This is a genomic window from Nostocoides sp., assembly GCF_037045025.1.
Lineage (GTDB): Bacteria > Actinomycetota > Actinomycetes > Actinomycetales > Dermatophilaceae > Nostocoides_A.
The window spans coordinates 155,112-173,490 of record NZ_JBAOHM010000011.1 but is presented as its reverse complement, the minus strand read 5'-3'; the positions used below and the strand labels follow the sequence as shown (position 1 = coordinate 173,490).

Genomic DNA, 18,379 nt, shown 5'->3' with positions numbered 1-18,379 from the left:
GACGGGTCCGTCAGAGCGTGGGGCCCTCCGCGCGCAGCTTGTCGACCTCGCTCATCGCCTCGCGCAACTGCTCCAGCCACTCGGCGCTGTGCTCGCCGACCAGGCGCACCGCCCAGGCCAGCGCATCGGAGCGCGACCGGGCGACTCCGGCGTCGACGAGGGTGTCGAGCACTTGCCGCTCGGGCTGCTTCAGCCGGGTCATCACCGGCACCGAGACGTGGGTGAAGATCTCGGTGGCCGTCCCGAGCCGCGCGCCCCAGCTGACCTTGCGGCCATAGCGGGCCTGGGCCTCTTGGGCAATGGCGATCCGCTCGGCCCGGGTATCGGCGCGGAAGCGGGCGATCCGACCTTGGTCTTGGGCGGCATCAGTGGCGTCCTCGGCGAGCGTGCCGATCACGGTGATCTCCTCGCGGTCGACGATCACATCGACCGAGGTGAACCACCCCTGGGGCAACCGGCCGGCGAACCACGACGCCGCGTCGTCGGCGTTGGGCAGGCCGTCGACCTGCCAACCCCCGGGCCGGCCGAAACCGCCCCGCGCCCGCGGCCCGCGCTCGCCACCACGCCCACCCGGGCCGCAGTCCATTCCCGCAAACGGATACATACCGATCTCCTCTCACTCGCTGCGTTGCTTACTTAATTACAACACATCACGTGTGCGTGTTTGGAGCCGGGAGGTTGGTGAGCTGCGCGGGGGTGTGCCGTTGCGGTCGGGGGGGGTGACGACAAAACCGAGTTGCGTCAGACTCGCGGGGTGAGGTATCACCGCGGTCGCCGGGTGCTCCTTGCCTTGTGACCGATCCACCCCCGCCGGACCGAAGGGCCGCCATGAGCGCGCAGGAGACGCTGATCGACCGCGCCACCGCGGCGTTCGCGGCCTATCGCGACGGCGATCCCGCGGGGATGAGCGACCTGGTCGATCTGCTCACGCCGATGTTGTGGCGCCTCGCCCGCGCCCAGGGCCTCTCCAGTGACGACGCCCGCGATTCGGTCCAATCGGCCTGGCTGCAATTGGTCACCCACAGCGACGGCATCAACGATCCCCACGCCGTCGTCGGGTGGCTGCTTGTCACCGTGCGTCGCGATGCCTGGCGCCGCTCCTCACGGCCATCCCGGAACGAGGTCGAGTTGGACGAAACGGCCCACCTGCCGACCTTCACGCCCGGGCCGCAGGCCCTGGCCGAACTCAACGAACGGCAAGCGATCCTCTGGGAACACATCAGCGGCCTGACCGCCTTGTGCCAACAGCTGATGAGCGTGATCGCGTATGCCGATCGTCCCGACTATGCCGGGTTGGCTGCCCACCTCGGCATCCCCGTCGGGAGCATCGGACCCACCCGGGGCCGGTGTCTGGGCAAGCTCCGCACATCCCTCTCCAACGACCCCCGCTGGACGGAGTGATCACATGATCCGTCGCACCTTCGACACCCCGGAATCCCCTCTGCTCGACGAGGTCCGCGATGTCCTCGACGCGCTCGATCCCATGCCCGACGACTTGGTCGAGGAGGTGAAGTTCGCGCTGACCGTCCGACTCCTCAACGCCGAGGTCGCCGCGTTGACCGCCGCCGCGGTTCCGGCGCTGCGGACGATCGCCGAAAGCCCCCCGTCGATCACCTTCTCCAGCGCGAGCCTGAGCGTCATGCTCGGCGTGAGCGAGGACGACCGTGGCCTGCTGCGGCTGGACGGTTGGGTCACCCACGGCGGGGCCGAGGTGAGCGTCCACCGGCCCGAGGTCACCTCAACCCCACTGGCCCGTGCCGTCACCGACAGCCACGGCCGCTTCGTCCTCGACGAACTCCCCCACGGCCGGATGTGCTTCGTCATCCGCACCGGTCCCGCGCACGGCCCGAGCCGGCCGGCCATCGTCACCCAAGTCATCGAGCTGTGACCGCGAGCCCGAGAAGCTGGAATGCGAACACTCAAACGATCAAAGTCCGCCCCCGGGGCAGATATGACCGTTCAAGTAGGGCTCGCCTGGGTCCATTGATCGTTTGACTGTCCGGGATCACGCTCCCCCAGCGGCCGGGACCAGGCCAGCAACCACAACGCGACGAGCGCCCCGAGCAGGTCGGCGTTCTGCAGGATCCGGCCGACGACCAGCGGTGGCCAGGCGCTGGCGATCCACGAGATCCCCCACCACGGCAGCCGGCACAGGAACCACCCGGTGACCAGCGCGCCGGCGAGCAAGCGCCGCCGGTCGCGCCACGGGTCCGGGCCCAGGATCGCCAGGATGACCACGACGATCCAGTGGAAGTGGTGGATCCATGCGACCGGCGACAGCAGACAGGCAAGGAGCCCGACGGTGGCGACCTCGGCGATCGAGTCGCCCGCGGCATACGCGCGCTTGGCCAGGCGGAACCCGAACCAGCCGACGCCCGCAACCAGCACGAGCCACAGCAGCGTGCCGGGCAACCCCTGCGGCCCCAGGCGCAAGAGCACCCCGCGGATCGACTGATTGCTTGTGCCACGGTTGGGTCCGAGCCGGGCCGGGTCCTGCAGGGCCGAGCCCCAGAAGGTGACCGACGCCGCCGGTGCCGCGAGCGCAGCGAGCACGGTGACCAGCACGGCGGTCCCGATCGCCGTGGCCGCCTCGCGCCAGCGTCGGCAGAGCAGATAGTGGATCACGAACACGCCGGGCGTCAGCTTGACCGCCATCGCCAGCCCGACGAGCACCCCGGGCGGCACCCCGCGTAGCAGCCGCGGCCGCGGCCGGCGCAGATCCATCAGCACCGCGAGGACGAGGAAGGCGTTGATCTGCCCGAAGCGGATGCCGTCGGAGACCGGATGCAGCCACAACATCAGCGCCGTCAGCCCGGCCAGGATGAGCGGGTCGGCGCGGCCGTGCCGGTGGATGAGCCGGTATCCGGCATACCAGACAATCGCGGTGGTCGCGAGCACCTGGCCGAACGTCCACGCCCAGGCAGCGACCGGGAAGGGCACCAGCGCCAGCGGCAGCGCCAGGAAGGCCGCGAACGGCGGATAAGTGAACGGCAGCAGCTGCGGCGCCTCGGTCAACGCCGAATAGACCGGCCGCCCGATGAGCAACGAGACCCCGGCCTCCCGATAGACCTCGACGTCGACCTGCCACTGATCGAGCGGCCAGAAGATGAGATAGCGAGCGACGGGGATCGCCGCCGCGGCGGCGATGATGACGGCCGCGAGCAGCCAGCGTCCGGTAGATCCGGTATGCCGCTGCGTCGCCGTCGCGGGCGACAACGGTGCGGCGGTGCTCACGTGCCCCATTGTGACCTTTAGCCTGGGCGAGTGCCGCGACCCGCCCACCGAGTCCTCGTCGTGCTGGGTCTATTCCTCCTCCCGGCCACCCTGCTCGCGGCCCTGCTCTCGCCGGGCGCCTCGGCCGAAGCCGGGCAGCGCACCGAAGCCGGGCAGGGCACCGAGACGGGGTCAGCCAACTCGGCGATCGGCGCGGCCGGCGCCCCGCTCGTCGTGATCGGGTCCGGCGGCTTCACCTGGGCCGACGTCACCCCGGAGGCCACGCCCGCGCTGTGGGGGCTGCTGCGCGCGGGCGCGTCGGCGACCGTCAGCGTCCGCTCGGTCAACCCCAACACCTGCCCGGTCGACGGCTGGCTGTCGTTGTCGGCCGGGCAACGCGCGGCAGCACCGCTCGGCGATAAGTCGCTTCGCCCGCTGACCGACGGCTGTCCCGGCATCGCGCCGGTCCGCGCCGGACGGGTCGACGGCTGGGATGCCTATGTCGCGGCGGCGCACAGCCTGCGGTTCGACGCCGAGCCGGGCACGCTGGGCGACCAGCTCGCCGCGACGGGAGTGCGGGCCGCGGCATACGGGCCGGGGGCGGCGCTGGCGCTCGCGCGCAGCGACGGGCGGGTCGAGGAGTCCCATCCGGTGACGGACGCAGCCCAGGGGTTGCCCCCCGGCGCCCGCGTGGTCGTCATCGACGCCGGATCGGTGCGCGATCCCGCCGACCTCGGCACCGGGGAGAGCGCGCCCGGCCCGAGCACCGCCGAGCAACTGCGCGGGATCGACCACACCGTCGGCACGATCGCCGAACGGCTGCCGCCCAACGCCACGCTCATCGTCGCCGGGTTGAGCGACGCCGGCCGGTCCAGCCGGTTGCGTCCGATCGTCGCCCGCGGCGACGGTGTCGCCCCGGGACATCTCTATTCGCCCTCGACGCGCCAGCTCGGCCTGACCCAAAGCTCCGACCTCACCGTGACGATCCTGCGGGCCGCCGGCGCGAGCATTCCCGCCGGCCAGGGCGGCAAGGCCCTCGATGCGCGGGCCGACGGTGGCGACAGCGACGCCGGCGCCGAGGACCGCCGTCGCCACCTGGTCGACCTCGACCAGGCCTCGCACGAGATCCACGACCTCGTGCCGCCGTTCTTCCACGGCCTGGTCATCGCTCAGCTGGTCATCTATCTGGTGGTCTGGCGGGTGTGGGCGACCCGCACCGGCAGCGACGCGACCCGCACCCGGCTGGTGCGCTGGGTGCGACGCATCGCGCTCGCCGCGTCGGCTGTGCCGGCGGCGAGCTTCCTGGCCAACTTGCTGCCGTGGTGGCGCGCCGACCATCCGTTGCCGGCGATCATCGGCTCGGTCGCACTGTTCGTCGCGCTCATCTTGGCGCCGGCCGTCTTGCCTCCCGCCGGGCGGCGGTTGCTCGGCCCGGTCGCGGTCGTCGCGGCGGCCACGGTGCTCGTCCTGGCGATCGACGTCATGACGGGTTCGCGACTGCAGCAGTCCTCGCTGATGGGGCTGCAACCGGTCGTCGGCGGCCGCTTCTATGGGATGGGCAATGTCACCTTCTCGCTCTTTGCCAGCGCCACCTTGATGCTGGCGATCGCGCTCAGCCACCCGCTGGTCCGCGCCGGGCGGCGCGGTGGCGCGGCGGCGCTGGTGGCCACGGTGGGGCTGATTGCCGTCGTCATCGACGGCAATCCGGCCTGGGGAGCCGATGGCGGTGGGCCGCCCGCCCTGCTGCCCGGCCTGGCCTATCTCGTACTCGCCATCCTCGGGCTGCGGATGACCTGGCGCCGCGGGCTGCTGACCGGCGCCGTGACGGCCGGGCTGTTCCTGCTCGTGGCCTTCCTCGACTCGCTGCGCCCGCCCGAGAAACAGTCCCACCTCGGCCGCTTCTTCGACGCGCTCGGCTCCGGCGGCGCGTGGGACATCGTGGTGCGCAAGGCCGAGCAGAACCTCGGGATCTTGTTCAGCAACACCCTTTCCCTGCTCGTGCCCTTCGGGTTGCTGTTCACGATCCTCGTGCTGTTGCGGCCGACCTCGTGGGGCTCCCGGGCGTTGCACGCCTCCTTCGAACGCATCCCGGCACTGCGTCCCGGCCTGATCGCCTGGCTAATCGTGATGACGATCGGTTTCTTCATCAACGACTCCGGCGTGGCGATCCCGGCCGTCGGCGCCACCGTGACGATCCCCCTGGCCATCGTCATCGCCACGCACACGCTGTTGCGGGAGCTGGCGGCCGGGCATGAGCCGGTTGCCTAGCCCCAGCCCGGGAACCGCTAGGGTCCTCGCCGTGCGCCCGGTCATCGGCATCACCTGCTACGTCGAGCCGATCGATCGCGCCGGGTGGATCGGCGCCCCGAGCAGCGTGCTGCCGCAGACCTACGTCGAGTCTGTCCAGGCGGCCGGTGGCCTGGCCCTGGTCATCCCGCCGCGCCTGGACTGCGACGATGCCCTCGCCGCCGAGCTGTTGGAGCACGTCGACGCCCTCGTCCTCGTCGGCGGGGCCGATGTCGAGCCGAGCCGCTACGGGGCCCAGCCGCACCCGAGCGTCCAGGCGGGCCGCCCGGACCGCGATACGAGCGAACTGGCGCTGGCGCGCATGAGCGCGGCGAGCGGCATACCGACGCTGGGGATTTGCCGGGGAATGCAGGTGATGGCGGTGGCGGCGGGCGGCACCCTCATCCAGCACCTGCCCGACGTCGTCGGCAGCGACGAGCACGCGGTCGCGGTGGCAACCTTCAACAACCACCCGGTCGCCGTCGTGCAGGGGACGCGGCTGGCCGGGATCCTCGGCGAGAGCGTGACCGTGCCGAGCTACCACCACCAGGCGGTGGCGACGCATCCGGGGTATGTCGCGGCGGCATACGCGCCGGACGGGACGCTGGAGGCGATGGAGGACCCGGCGCAGCCGTGGCGGCTGGCCGTGCAGTGGCATCCGGAGGCAGGGACCGATCTGCGGCTGTTCGAGGCCCTCGTGACGGCCGCTTCCGCGAGCGTGACTCAGCCCCCGGGGTGAGGCCTGAGCAGGCCCTGGCCGGCGAGCGCCGCCACGGACTCGCCGATGATCCGGTCGGCCTCCGGATGCGGCCCATGCGCCGCGAGGACCGCCGCAGCCAGCTCGGCGACGGTGCGCGGGCGATCGGCGGCCAGCCACAGCGTCGACCCCAGTCCCATCAGCCGCATTGGCCCGGGCCCGTTGAGGACCAACACCTCGTCCGCGACGCGCACCGCATCGACCCACGCCCCGCGCGTCACCACAAGTTCGGGGGTGATCGACAGTTCGGTCACCCCCGGCTCGGACACCCAGGCCTGTCCCTCGTATGCCGCATCCGGCCCGACCAGCTCGAGTTCCGGAGCGCTGCTGTCCCCGCGCGCGACCTGACCGAGGACCTCGAGCAGGAGCGGGGCGGCCTCGTCGATCTCACCATAGTGCAGGACGTGCACGCCCGCGCCGGCCGTGAGCACCCCGACGAGCGCGGAAAAGGGCGCCGCCTGCGCCGGCAGCGACGAGGACTGCGGGATCACCGCGACCAGCGCATCCACCAAGGCGACCGGCTCCAATTGCGGCGCCCGCCCCTCCTCCCGATCCAGCAGCACGGTCAGCGCAACCCACGCGTCCCGCCGCACCGGCAGCAGGCCGAGGTCGGCTGGCGCGGCTTCGGCCTTGCCGCCGCCCGGTTGCACGATCGACGGCGGTTTGGCGTGCGCGATCACGCTCAGGTCGGCGCGGACCGCTGCGGTCTCGTCGCTCAGATAGCTCAGCCGCCGCCCCAACCGGCACGCGGCGGTGGTCTTGCCCGTGCCCGAGGAAGCGATGAGCAAGACGGTAGCGCCGGTCTCCGGGTGGGCGAGAGCCGCGCTGTGCAGCAAGGTGAGCCGGCCGGCCTGGGCGGCGATGGCCTTGGCGGTCAGCTCTCCGGAGAAGGCATACGCGATGGCCTCCGGTTCCCCCGGCAGGAGCAGGTGCCGCTCCCCGAGCGGGTCGTCGCCCGGGGGCTCGTGCGCAGCCCGCAGCCGACGAGGAAAACCCGGCGGCTCACTCGGGTCGGCGGTCCAGTCGCCGCAGTCACGCCACAACCGGCGTAGTCCGTCGGCGCTGTCCCGCTCCAGCCCGTCGAGGTCGACCTCCCAGCGCGTGCCGAGCGTGTTGATGCGCAGGGGCGGCATACGACGACATCACTCCGGGCGGCGGTCGATCAGGTGGACCAGCCGATCATCTCATCGGCGATCGCTTCCACCCAGCCACGCGCTGTTGACCCTAGCCGATGAGCCGGACGGCCAGTCATCGATCAGTTCGGCGCCCCCGCCTGGTCGATCATCCGCTGAACTGATCAGCGCGAGCGTCGGGTCCCGGCAACCACCCGTGACGGTTGGCCGCGACAGGAACTGACCTCAGCCGGGGGTTGGGGTTGACGGGCAACCCAACTACTGTGCCTGCCATGGCCAAGCCGCACGCCGCCGCAGTCCTAGAGGACCGGTGGAATGCGGCCAAGTCGGCGGCACTCGCGCGCAGCGGCTGGACACTGCGGTTCATCGGGTTCACCGGCTATGGGTCCACCGGACACGTGCGCGTGCTCGCGCGGCTGCTGATGACCCGTCACCCGCACGACGTCGAGGAGGCCGATGCGGTGGCTTCGCCGCTGCAGCGCACCCACGCGCTGCGGCTGCGGCGCGGCTGGCGCTCCTTCCTCACGACACCCGCAATGAACACCCCAGTCACCATTGAGGTCGGCGCCCGAACGATCCGCGCGCGGACCGACCGCAGCGGCATACTCGACGTGCTCGTCGCCGACCACGACCTCCCCCCGGGCTGGCACACCGCCAACCTGACCACCGCCAGCGGCGTGCGCGGCGAGGCCCCCCTCGTGATCACCGATCCCCAGACAACCTTCGGGATCGTCAGCGATATCGACGACACGGTGATCAAGACGATGCTCCCCCGCCCGCTGATCGCCGCGTGGAACACCTTCGTCCGGCACGAGGGCGCCCGCAAGGCGGTCCCCGGCATGGCGACGCTCTATCGCGACCTGCTGCAGCGGCATCCGGGAGCCCCGATCGTCTATGTCTCGACCGGCGCGTGGAACACCGTGCCGCAGCTGACCCGCTTCCTCACCGACAAGGGCTATCCGCTCGGCCCGCTGCTGATGACCGACTGGGGGCCGACCAACACCGGCTGGTTCCGCAGCGGCCAGGATCACAAGCGCGCCTGCCTGCACCGGCTGGCCCGCGAGCTGCCGCAGATCGAATGGGTGCTGATCGGCGACGACGGCCAGCACGACCCGAGCATCTACGGCGAGTTCGCCGAGCAACGCCCCGAGACGGTCCGCGCGATCGCCATCCGGGTGCTGTCGGCGCGCGAGCAGTTGCTCTCGCACTTCACGCCGGTGGCCAGCGACCCCCTCGGCCCCACCCGGCGTCGCCGGGCGACGGTGCCGATCTGCCGGGCGAGCGACGGCTACGGCCTGGCCCGGCTGCTGTGCGTCGCCCTGGACGGTATGCCGGTCCCCAGCGATGTCGTCGTCGAGAACTGAATTGTCGAGAACTGATCGCGAGGAGCCGACATGCCCGAGTTGCCCGAGGTCGAGGCGCTGCGCGCGTTCCTGGAGTCGCGCGCCGTCGGGCAGGCCGTCGTCGGCGTCGAGCTGGGATCGATCTCGGTGCTGAAGACCTTCGACCCGCCCCCGGCCGCGCTGGTCGGCGCCCCGGTCGACTCGGTCTCCCGGCACGGCAAGTTCCTCGACCTGGACTGCGGCGGAACGCAGTTGATCTTCCACCTGGCCCGTGCGGGCTGGCTGCGCTGGTCGGATACGCTCTCGACGGCGACGCTGCGGCCGGGCAAGTCGCCGATCGCGCTGCGCGTGCGGCTGTCCGACGGCTCCGGATTCGACCTGACCGAGGCGGGCACCAAGAAGCGGCTCGCGGCATACATCGTCGGCGATCCGCAGCAGGTGCCCGGGATCGCCTCGCTCGGGCCGGACCCGCTCGCCGCCGACTTCACCCGGGAGGCGTTCGCGGCGATCCTTGCCGGGCGCCGCGCCCAGATCAAGGGGGTGCTGCGCGACCAGGGGATCATCGCCGGCATCGGCAATGCCTATTCCGACGAGATCCTGCACGTGGCCAAGATGTCCCCCTTTGCCCTGGCTGCCGGTCTCGACGCGGATGCCGTCGCCCGGCTCTACGAGGCGATGACCGAGACGCTGGCCCACGCCGTGAGCGCCGCGTCCGGCAAACCCGCCGCCGAACTCAAGGACGCCAAACGCGCCGGAATGCGCGTGCACGGCCGCACCGGCGAGGCCTGCCCGGAGTGTGGCGACGTCGTGCGCGAGGTGTCCTTCGCCGACTCCTCGCTGCAGTATTGCGCGACCTGCCAGACCGGCGGCAAACCGCTCGCCGACCGGAGAACCTCGAAGTTTCTCAAGTGAGCGGCCGGGCCCGCACTAGGGTCTTCGCCGTGACCACCCCCACACCGCCGACGCAGCCCGAGCCGACCACCCCACCGGACACCTCGCCCCCGCTGGAGCAGCCGCGGACCGTCGTCTCGACCCAGACCTCGACGACCCAGACGACCAGCCGCCCGGCCGAGCCCAAGGACGACCTGGTCACCACGCGGCATACCCTCCGCGTGGGCGAGCAGACGCTGACCTACACGGCGACGGCCGGGCGGGTCGTGCTGCGCGAGGAAAAGCTGGAAGACGGTGTCTTCGGCGGCCTGCAACCGCGGGCCGAGGTGTTCCTCACCGCCTACACCCTCGATGACGCCGACCCGTCGCAGCGCCCGGTGGCGTTCGTCTTCAACGGCGGTCCCGGCAGCTCCAGCGTCTGGCTGCACCTGGGCCTGCTCGGTCCGCGACGCGTGGTGAGCGGCGATGTGGACGCGCCCGAACCGCCGCCATACGGGCTGGTCGACAATCCCGAAACCCTTCTGGCACATAGCGATCTGGTGTTCATCGACCCGATGTCGACCGGCTACACCCGGGCGGTCGAGGGCGGCAAGCCAGCCGACTGGCACGGCTATGCCCCCGACATCGAGCTGATCGGCGAGCTGATCCGGATGTGGACCACACGCAACAACCGGTGGCTCTCGCCCAAGTTCCTGGTCGGCGAGTCCTATGGCACGCTCCGCGGCGCCGCGCTCGTCGAGCACCTGCAGCGCCGCCGCGGGATGCACCTCAACGGACTGATCCTCATCTCCAGCGTGCTCGATTTGTCGTCGGTCGACTTCGACAAGCAGCGCAACGACCGCGCGCACGTCCTCTACCTGCCGTTCTATGCCGCGACCGCCCACCGGCACGGCAAGCACCCCGGCCGCACCCGCGAGGAGGTCGTCGCCGCCGCCGAGTCGTATGCCGAGCGCGACTACCCGTGGGTCCTGTCCCGGGGCGCTCGCCTCGCCCCGGCGGAGCGGGCCGCGGCCGTCGAGCGGCTGGCCGAGCTGACCGGCCTGAGCGCCGACTACATCGACCGCGCCGAGTTGCGGATCGAGCATTGGCGGTACTTCGGCGAGTTGCTGCGTGACCAGCGGCTCACCGTGGGCCGGCTCGACTCCCGTGCCACTGGCCCCGCCGGCAGCGCGATCGCCGAACAGATGGACGCCGACCCGTCCATGGACGCGATCGACGGGGCGTTCGCCGCGGCGATCAACCACTACCTGCGCGTCGAACTCGGCTACGAGAACGACCTCGCCTACGAATGGATCACCGAACGCGTGCACCCGTGGTCTTACAAGGATTTCGAGGGCCGGCCGATCGACGTCTCGCCGCTGTTGGAGCGGGCGATGCGGCAAAACCCGCACCTGCTGGTGCATGTTGCCTTCGGCGTCTATGACGGCGCGACGCCGCCCGCCGCCGCCGAGGAGGTCCTCGCCCGGCTGCAACTGCCCGACCGGCTGCGCGCCAACATCGAGCGCGCCTACTACGACGCCGGCCACATGATGTATGTCCACGAGGAGTCCCGGCTGCGGCAAAGCGCCGACCTGGCCGACTTCGTCCACCGCGCCAGCCGACGTTAACCCCCGGTAACCAACCCCCAAAAAATACGCTGAGGTCTGGTGTTTTCGCTGAGGTCTGATGAGCGGTAGTACGACCTCGGCGAAAACACCAGACCTCGGCGTGGGGGAGCCGGGGGCGCACTATCCTGCGGCCATGACCTGGGTCCGGGCGCGGTGAGTGCGGAGCGCGCGGGCCGGTTCGAGCGGAGGGTGCTCGGGCCGGGCGCGGAGCCGGACCCGCGCTACAGCCTCGCCAACGAGCGAACCTTCCTTGCCTGGATCCGGACCAGCCTAACCTTGCTCGCCGGGGGTGTGGCGATCGAGGCGTTCGCCGGCGATGCGCTGAGCGTGTCAGCCCGGCGCGCGCTCGCGCTCGTGCTCGTCTGCCTCGGTATGGCGCTTGCCGCCGCCTCCTGCTGGCGTTGGGTCACGCTAGAGCGGGCAATGCGACAGGGCAGGCCGCTGCCACTAAACCCGATCGCGATCGTCCTGGCGGGCGGGGTCGCCCTGGCCGCCGCTGCGCTCGCGCTCTCGATCATCGTGCACGGCTGACCCGCCATGCCTGGTTGGCGCCACGCCCCCGACCCGGCGGCGATTCCGCGCGACGTCGGCCTGGCGGGCGAGCGCACCGACCTGTCCTGGGGCCGGACCCTGCTCGCCGTGCTCGCCCTCTCGTCGGTCTTCTTGCGCTGGTTGCCCTCCCAGGGGTTCACGGCGCTGCTCCCGGTGATCGCCGGGCTCGTGACCGCGGGCGGTCTGGCCCGCCTGCGCCACCGGCGGCGCCGCGAGGTGCTGGCCGAGCACGGCAGCGCCGCGGAGGAGGTGGTCGGGCTGACCGCCTTGTGTCTCGTCGTCGGGGCAGTCGCGCTCGGCATCATCGTGACGAGCTGAGCAGGGTCACCCCCGGCGAGCGGTGAGCAGGAACAGTGGGAAGGCGCGCGCCACCCCGTCGACCTCCTTGGTGACCTCTAAGGGCGTGCTAAACGCGATGTCGGTGAAGCCGGCCGCCCGCGCTTGGGTTCCCAACGCCGCCCGGTCGAAGCCGTTGTGCCCGGTGAAGTCGTGGTCATGGCTGTGGAACGAGCCGTCCTCGGCGTCGAGATCGGACAGCGCGATCGTGCCGCCCGAGGCGAGCAGGCCGTGCAGGGCGGTGAGCAGTGCCGGGATGTCGGGGACATGGTGAAGGGTCATCGCGCTGACGACGAGATCGAACTCCTCGTCCGGCGCCGGGTCGGTGAGCAGGTCGAGTTGTATGGCGCGATCCGGGTCGAGCCCCGCGGCACCCAGCCGCTCGCGCGCGACCGCGATCATCCCGGCCGACGCGTCGGCCAGCATCACCGTGGCGACGTGCGGGGCGAGGGCGAGGGCGAGTTGCCCGGTTCCTGCGCCATACTCGAACAGCCGGGTGCTCGAGCGAAGCTCCACCCGGTCGCGGATCGCTGCTGCCAGGGCTCGCGAACGGGCGATCTTGTCGGGGTCGTCATCCCAGGTTTTCGCCCTGGCGTCGAAGTCGCTCACACGCTTTAGTCTGCCTCGGCCAGATACCCTGAACGCTCCCGACCCAAAACAAAGGAGCACGACCCCATGGCTGGCGGCCTCGTCGCGCTGCTCGACGACATCGCCGCGCTGGCCAAGCTCGCGGCCGCCTCCATCGACGACGTGGGCGCCGCGGCCGGCCGGGCCAGCGCCAAGGCTGCCGGCGTCGTCGTCGACGACACGGCAGTGACGCCGCGTTATGTTCACGGCTTCACCGCCGACCGCGAGCTGCCGATCATCAAGCGGATCGCCATTGGGTCGCTGCGCAACAAGCTGCTGTTCATCCTCCCGGCCGCTCTGCTGTTCAGCCAGTTCGTCCCCTGGCTGTTGACCCCACTGCTCATGGTTGGCGGGACCTATCTGTGTTACGAGGGCGCGGAAAAGATCTGGGAGAAGTTCGGCGGTGGCCACCACGGCGAGGTCGAGGCGCCGGCCGCGATGCAAAGCGAGGACCAGGAAAAGACCATGGTCGCCGGTGCCATCCGCACCGACTTCATCCTGTCTGCCGAGATCATGGTGATCGCCCTCAACGAGGTCAGCCACGAGCCGTTCATCTCCCGCGCGATCATCTTGATCGTCGTCGCGATCGTGATCACGGCCCTCGTCTATGGCGTGGTCGCCCTCATCGTCAAGATGGACGACATCGGGCTCAGCCTCGCCGAGCGCCCGTCGGCCGGCGCTCAGCGCGTCGGTCGCCTCCTGGTCGCCGGTATGCCGAAGCTACTCGCCGCGCTCTCCACGATCGGCATCGTCGCAATGCTGTGGGTCGGCGGCCATATCCTGCTCGTCGGCGCCGACGACCTCGGCTGGCACGGCCCCTATGGGCTGGTCCACCACCTGGAGGAGAACGTCGCACCACGCGACCGGCGCCCTCGGCGGATTCCTCGGCTGGTGCGTCAACACCCTCGGTTCGGCAATCGTCGGCCTGATCGTCGGCGCGATCGTCGTGGCGATCATGACCGTGGTCCACCGTGTTCGAGGCGACAGCCACGCCCCCGCCGAGCACCACTAGGACGATGCGACGAGTCACGGCACGCACGGCGCACGACATCCCCGAACGGCCCCCGCTGCGGGTCGCCCCCGGCGAGCAGGTTGAGTGCGGCCGGCGCGACGAGACCTGGCCGGAGTTCGTCTTCGTCACCACTGCGCACGGCAGTGGGTGGGTCCCGGCACGCCACCTCCTCGGCGACGAGGGCCCGACGGAGGTGGTCGCGGCATACGACACCACCGAACTGCCCACCGAGGTGGGCCAGGTCCTCGAGGTGCTCGATGAGGACCTTGTGAGCGGTTGGTACTGGTGCCGCGCAGCCGACGGGCGGGAAGGCTGGGTGCCGATCTCGACGCTGGAGCCCTGAACGAGTCTGGGCCCTCCCACCGGCAACCTGCACTGCCTCAGGCGCCGGCGAGGACCTGCCGGTAGATCTCCAGTCCGCGCTGGGCCTGCTCGTCGGTGATGACGCACGGCGGGACGACGTGGATGCGGTTGTCCTGGACGAACGACAGCATGCGCGCCTCGAGCACCCCCGCCTTGATCGCCCCCACCCGGGACGTGGTCAGCCCAACAGGATCGCGCACAGGTGGCCGGCGACCCAGGTCTCGGCTTCATCCCAGCTCCAACCGCGGCGCAGCAGGAGTGACCAGAACTCGGGGGACATCGCCATCCACACCAGGTCGACGGCCCGGGCCTCCTGCACCCCGGGTCCGAGCGCGCCCATCGCCCTGAGGTCGGCAACGATTCCTCGGGCGCCGAAGAGCCGTTCGGTGTCTGCGGTGTCGGCGATCGGCGCCAGATCCTCATCTCCGGCGGTCGCCGCCGCTCGGATCTGTTCGTAGACCGGCAGGATGCGTTCGGCGACCAGCCGCATCAGATGGGCATATCCCGCCACCTTCGACGCCGGGTCAGGGTCGTCGAGGACGGCCCGGAACTCCGGCCGTTCGCGAAAGGGCACGTCCGCCTGGTCGCCGACGAGCGTGACGTCGTACACCCGCTTGACGAGGTCGGCCTTGGTCCGAAAAGCCTTGTACAGCATCGCCGATGAGACGCCGGCCTCGTCGGCGACATCGCTCAGGGTCGTGCCGGCCCAGCCCTTGTCCCGAAGCAAGCTTGCGGCTGCGTCGACGATGCGGCGTTCGGTCTGCTCGGCCCGGGCCCGGCGCGTGGGGCTGTTGTATGCGCGGCGGGCCTGCGTCGCGGGTTCCGGCACTGCTCCTCCTCATTTGGGTTGACACGAATCTTACCAAAAAGCTACTTCGGGTGAGTCACTGATCTACTTAATTTGGAAGGAGGAACCCCATGGACCTGCCCGTCATCCTCGGGGCCGTGGCGGCGACACTCTTCGCCGGCAGCAACCTCCCGATGCTTTATCGTGCACAACCGAGATCACCCTGCACCGTGCGACCACCCGGCCGGATGCGCGGCACGCATCGCGTCGTCACGGCGGGTCAACTGTGTGTCCGTCACGCCGCTGCACGCGATAGAGATCGTCTCGGGGCCAGCGTCGGCCCGTGCCAGCGTGTCCCACGGGTAACGCGATACCTGAGCTACACGGATCGGCCAAAAGCTCGGTTTCCGAGCCGTCCTTTCGGCCGGGCCTATTGGAGTCCTCGGGCTGATGTGCCGGCATACGGGGTGCAGTCATCGTGATGGGACCAACCATCCGACGCACGCAACGGAGTTTCCAGATGACAACCCAGAGAACAGAACTCACCCGAGCACGGGACCACGTGGTTCCGATCCGGGTCAGGCTCGCCGCAGCCTGGACCAGCTTCATGGTCCTCTACGTCTACGTCGACCTGCTCGGCCTCTACAAGCCGGGTGTGATCGAGGACATCCTCGACGGCAAGGTCTTCACCTTCGAGATCACCCAGACGTTCGCGGTCACTGCGCTCGCGGCCACGTCGATCCCGGCCCTGATGATCCTGCTCTCCACGACCCTGCCCGCCCGCGCGAACCGCGCCACGAACCTCGTCGTGGCCACCCTCCTCATCCCCTACATGGCGTTCAACCTCGCCGGCGGGGAGTGGCTGGCCTATTACGGTCTCGGTCTCGCGGTCGAGCTGATCTGCCTCGGCTGCATCCTGCACTCCGCCTGGACCTGGCGTCGCACGCCGTCGGCATCGACCTCCGACCCCGCGGCTCTGGTCCTACGCTGAGGCGGTGATCCTCTGGCGCTCCATCTGGCGCGAGCCGCGGCCCGCGGGCGCCCCACCCGTGAGCCGACTCGACTGGCTCCTGGTCAGCGGATTCGAAGCCGCCGCGCTGGTCGAGGGCCTCGCCCGTGCGGACCTGGCCGGGCAGCCCTTCGTGACCGTCCTGGCCATGGCGCTGACGCCGGCCCTGCTGTGGCGCCGCAGTCGTCCGCTGCTGGCCTGCGTGGCCGGCTTCGGCGTCGCCGGTGTGCTGTCCGTCATCCAGTTGTCCACGCGCAGCGGCGATCTTGGCCTGTACTCCATGATGGTCGTCCTGATCCTGCTTTATTCCCTCGTGCGGTGGGGCGCAGGACGAGAGATAGCGCTGGGTATGCCGTTCGTCGCGGCGGTCGTCGCGCTCGGCATGTCCGCCACCTCGGCGGGCGGGGCAGAACTCGTCGGCGGGAGCCTGCTACTGCTCCTGATCGCCGCCCTCGCGGCGGTGTTCCGCTATCGCGCCGCCCTCTGGCAGCGCCAGCACCGCGAGATCCGCAACCAGGAGCGACTGGCCCTGGCCCGCGAACTGCACGACACCGTGGCCCACCACATCTCGGCCATCGCCGTGCAGGCGCAGGCCGGCGGCGTGGTGGCCAGCAGCCAGCCCCTGCAGGCGGCCCAGATCCTGGCCGCGATCGAGTCGGAGGCGTCGCGCACCCTCGCGGAGATGCGGGCCATGGTGCGGGTGCTGCGTGATGACGAATGGGACGCCTACGCACCGCGATTGGGCGTCGCGGACCTGGCCGGCCTGGCCCGCACCGACTCCAGCCCCGCGATCGAGATCTCGCTCGCCGGCGCCGTGACCCGATTGCCGGCTCCCGTGGATGCCGCGATCTACCGCTTGGTGCAGGAGGCCCTGACCAACGCCATCCGGCATGCGCGCAGCGCCACCCGTGTCGGGATCGAGATATGCCGCGTGGGCGAGGTGGTCAGGGTGCGCATCGCCGATGACGGACTGCCCCATCCCGGCCCAGGTCCCGAGCCCGGCTTCGGCCTGACTGGTATGACCGAACGCGCTCACCTCCTCGGCGGATCCCTCGCTGCCGGGCCGGGGGCCGAGGGTGGCTGGGTCGTCGAGGCAGAACTCCCGGCGGAGGTCCGCGCGTGACCATCCGCGTTGTCGTGGCAGACGACCAGGACCTGGTCCGCACGGGGCTAGTGATGATCCTGAATGCACAACCCGGCCTCGAGGTCGTGGGGGAAGCGGCCGACGGGCCCGGGGCGCTGGAGGCCGCGACCCGGCTGCGTCCCGATGTCCTCCTGGCGGACATCCGGATGCCCGGGCTCGACGGCGTGGAGGTGACGCGGCGGCTGGCCGGGCCGGACGTGCCGGATCCGATGGCGGTCGTCGTCATCACGACCTTCGATCTCGACGAGTACATCCTCGGCGCCCTGTCCGCCGGGGCTCGCGGGTTCCTGCTCAAGGACGCCGGGCCGGATCTCCTCGTCCAGGCCATCCACGCCGCCGCGGCCGGGGACGCCCTGATCGCTCCGAATGTCACGCGCAGGGTGCTGGAAACCTTCGTCGACCGGGCGCCGCAGGTGGCGATCCAACCGATCGACCCACTCACCGAGCGCGAGGAGGAGGTGCTGCTGTTGGTCGCCCGCGGCCGGACCAATGCCGAGATCGCCGCTGACCTCTTCATCAGCCTGAGCACGGTCAAGACCCACGTCGCGTCGTTGATGGCCAAGCTCGCGGTCCGCAACCGGGTCGAGATCGCCATGTGGGCCTACCACACCAAGCGCGTGTGACCCTGTCAGGTAGACCGGGGGCTGGCCCGACAAGCGAGGCCACCGGAAGGAGGAACCAGTGGCGGTGCCGGCAGTGGATCTTCGCGTGCTCGATCGATCGAACGGGTCTCGGGCGCGGTCGATGCTCTGATCGGCCCGTTCGCCACCGAGGGTGACCTACTGACCACGATCCCCGGAGTGGACCAGTCGCATCGCCGAGGCCATCATCGCGAGATCGGCCTCAACATAACCGTATTCGGCACATCCGCGCGCCTGGCGTCCAGGGCCGGGATGTGCCCCGGTCAGCACGAGTGCGCCGGCAAGTCCCGCTCCGGACGTTCCCGACACGGCAACACCCACCTACAGAAGCACCTTAGCGTGGCCCGTCCTTTTCACGCCCAGAGCGGTGCTACCTGGACGGCCGGCAGTATCGTCTGGGCTGGCCGAGACGTGAGGGGACGCCACAGGATCGGGGGTGCGAGCAGGGACTCCGGTTAGGTCTGGAGCTGCGTCAGCCGCCAAAAGGCCGCCCCGAGGGCAGGGTCGCGCTCCGCGGCGAGGAGCACCCGGCAGGCATACCGATCGATCAGCCGCGCGGGGATTCCGGCGCGCGGCGCACGCCGTTGCGAAGGGATCGCTCAGCTCTGGTGCGAGCGTTCCTTTCACCCCTGAGGGTCTCTCGTCGTGGACATCGCCGCTTTCATCGACGCGGTGGAT

At 70.5% G+C, this 18,379-nt stretch carries 20 protein-coding genes and 1 pseudogene; 15 read left to right on the top strand and 6 right to left on the bottom strand.

Going from position 1 to position 18,379, the window contains the following annotated elements; translation table 11 throughout:
* Positions 1–10 precede the first annotated feature (10 nt).
* A complete protein-coding gene (locus V9G19_RS11900; protein ID WP_462285634.1) occupies positions 11–604 on the bottom strand; it encodes a hypothetical protein in 594 nt (197 codons plus the stop codon).
* A gap of 224 nt (positions 605–828) precedes the next feature.
* On the opposite strand from V9G19_RS11900, the gene V9G19_RS11895 reads away from it, so the two are divergent.
* Both V9G19_RS11895 and V9G19_RS11890 read left to right on the top strand, forming a co-directional pair.
* Complete coding sequence (locus tag V9G19_RS11895; RefSeq protein ID WP_462285633.1) at positions 829–1,401, top strand: RNA polymerase sigma factor; 573 nt, start codon at positions 829–831, stop codon at positions 1,399–1,401.
* 4 nt (positions 1,402–1,405) lie between these two features.
* Positions 1,406–1,888: a hypothetical protein gene (locus V9G19_RS11890; RefSeq protein ID WP_462285632.1), complete on the top strand. Its 483-nt coding sequence runs from the start codon at positions 1,406–1,408 to the stop codon at positions 1,886–1,888.
* Positions 1,889–1,959: 71 nt separating this feature from the next.
* On the opposite strand, the gene V9G19_RS11885 is transcribed toward V9G19_RS11890, so the two are convergent.
* Entirely contained in the window at positions 1,960–3,234 is a 1,275-nt protein-coding gene (locus tag V9G19_RS11885; protein WP_462285631.1) for a glycosyltransferase 87 family protein, read from the bottom strand.
* A gap of 30 nt (positions 3,235–3,264) precedes the next feature.
* Here V9G19_RS11885 and V9G19_RS11880 point away from each other — a divergent pair, with 30 nt between their 5' ends.
* On the top strand, positions 3,265–5,481 hold the full coding sequence (locus V9G19_RS11880; protein WP_462285630.1) for a hypothetical protein: 2,217 nt from the start codon (positions 3,265–3,267) through the stop codon (positions 5,479–5,481).
* Positions 5,482–5,512: 31 nt separating this feature from the next.
* Positions 5,513–6,238: a gamma-glutamyl-gamma-aminobutyrate hydrolase family protein gene (locus V9G19_RS11875; RefSeq protein WP_462285629.1), complete on the top strand. Its 726-nt coding sequence runs from the start codon at positions 5,513–5,515 to the stop codon at positions 6,236–6,238.
* Here the strand turns inward: V9G19_RS11875 and V9G19_RS11870 are convergent.
* Positions 6,223–7,389: a hypothetical protein gene (locus V9G19_RS11870; protein WP_462285628.1), complete on the bottom strand. Its 1,167-nt coding sequence runs from the start codon at positions 7,387–7,389 to the stop codon at positions 6,223–6,225. The two genes, V9G19_RS11875 and V9G19_RS11870, sit on opposite strands and share 16 nt — an antisense overlap.
* A 272-nt stretch (positions 7,390–7,661) precedes the next feature.
* On the opposite strand from V9G19_RS11870, the gene V9G19_RS11865 reads away from it, so the two are divergent.
* From V9G19_RS11865 to V9G19_RS11845, 5 genes are all read left to right on the top strand, one after another.
* Positions 7,662–8,753 carry an App1 family protein gene (locus V9G19_RS11865; RefSeq protein ID WP_462285627.1) on the top strand — a complete coding sequence of 364 codons (1,092 nt, stop codon included), beginning with the start codon at positions 7,662–7,664 and terminating at the stop codon, positions 8,751–8,753.
* A gap of 30 nt (positions 8,754–8,783) precedes the next feature.
* The gene (locus V9G19_RS11860) at positions 8,784–9,644 is read left to right on the top strand and encodes an Fpg/Nei family DNA glycosylase (RefSeq protein WP_462285626.1); all 861 of its coding nucleotides are present in this window, start codon (positions 8,784–8,786) and stop codon (positions 9,642–9,644) included.
* 29 nt (positions 9,645–9,673) lie between these two features.
* Positions 9,674–11,230, top strand: coding sequence for a S10 family peptidase (locus tag V9G19_RS11855; RefSeq protein ID WP_462285625.1), 1,557 nt, complete (start codon positions 9,674–9,676; stop codon positions 11,228–11,230).
* A 153-nt stretch (positions 11,231–11,383) separates the two neighbouring features.
* Entirely contained in the window at positions 11,384–11,761 is a 378-nt protein-coding gene (locus V9G19_RS11850; protein ID WP_462285624.1) for a YidH family protein, read from the top strand.
* Positions 11,762–11,767: 6 nt separating this feature from the next.
* Complete coding sequence (locus V9G19_RS11845) at positions 11,768–12,100, top strand: DUF202 domain-containing protein (RefSeq protein ID WP_462285623.1); 333 nt, start codon at positions 11,768–11,770, stop codon at positions 12,098–12,100.
* Positions 12,101–12,106: 6 nt separating this feature from the next.
* On the opposite strand, the gene V9G19_RS11840 is transcribed toward V9G19_RS11845, so the two are convergent.
* Complete coding sequence (locus tag V9G19_RS11840; RefSeq protein WP_462285622.1) at positions 12,107–12,727, bottom strand: class I SAM-dependent methyltransferase; 621 nt, start codon at positions 12,725–12,727, stop codon at positions 12,107–12,109.
* Between the two features lie 66 nt (positions 12,728–12,793).
* On the opposite strand from V9G19_RS11840, the pseudogene V9G19_RS11835 reads away from it, so the two are divergent.
* Positions 12,794–13,757, top strand: a pseudogene (locus tag V9G19_RS11835) (DUF808 domain-containing protein).
* Between the two features lie 4 nt (positions 13,758–13,761).
* Complete coding sequence (locus V9G19_RS11830) at positions 13,762–14,100, top strand: SH3 domain-containing protein (RefSeq protein WP_462285621.1); 339 nt, start codon at positions 13,762–13,764, stop codon at positions 14,098–14,100.
* A gap of 37 nt (positions 14,101–14,137) precedes the next feature.
* Here V9G19_RS11830 and V9G19_RS11825 read toward each other — a convergent pair whose 3' ends face one another.
* Positions 14,138–14,287 (bottom strand): hypothetical protein, encoded by a 150-nt coding sequence (locus tag V9G19_RS11825; protein WP_462285620.1) that lies wholly within the window; start codon positions 14,285–14,287, stop codon positions 14,138–14,140.
* An 11-nt stretch (positions 14,288–14,298) separates the two neighbouring features.
* Positions 14,299–14,949 (bottom strand): TetR/AcrR family transcriptional regulator, encoded by a 651-nt coding sequence (locus tag V9G19_RS11820; RefSeq protein ID WP_462285619.1) that lies wholly within the window; start codon positions 14,947–14,949, stop codon positions 14,299–14,301.
* A gap of 478 nt (positions 14,950–15,427) precedes the next feature.
* Between V9G19_RS11820 and V9G19_RS11815 the strand changes: the two genes are divergently transcribed.
* Genes V9G19_RS11815 through V9G19_RS11800 form a run of 4 tightly spaced genes read left to right on the top strand, consistent with a single transcriptional unit; the run spans position 15,428 to position 18,160 of the window.
* Positions 15,428–15,898, top strand: a complete 471-nt coding sequence (locus V9G19_RS11815; RefSeq protein WP_462285618.1) for a DUF6326 family protein — start codon at positions 15,428–15,430, stop codon at positions 15,896–15,898.
* Between the two features lie 4 nt (positions 15,899–15,902).
* Positions 15,903–17,039: a sensor histidine kinase gene (locus V9G19_RS11810; protein WP_462285617.1), complete on the top strand. Its 1,137-nt coding sequence runs from the start codon at positions 15,903–15,905 to the stop codon at positions 17,037–17,039.
* The gene (locus V9G19_RS11805; RefSeq protein WP_462285616.1) at positions 17,036–17,683 is read left to right on the top strand and encodes a response regulator transcription factor; all 648 of its coding nucleotides are present in this window, start codon (positions 17,036–17,038) and stop codon (positions 17,681–17,683) included. The genes V9G19_RS11810 and V9G19_RS11805 overlap by 4 nt, the downstream gene beginning before the upstream one ends.
* Before the next feature lie 21 nt (positions 17,684–17,704).
* Positions 17,705–18,160, top strand: a complete 456-nt coding sequence (locus tag V9G19_RS11800; RefSeq protein ID WP_462286231.1) for a transposase — start codon at positions 17,705–17,707, stop codon at positions 18,158–18,160.
* Positions 18,161–18,379: the final 219 nt, after the last annotated feature.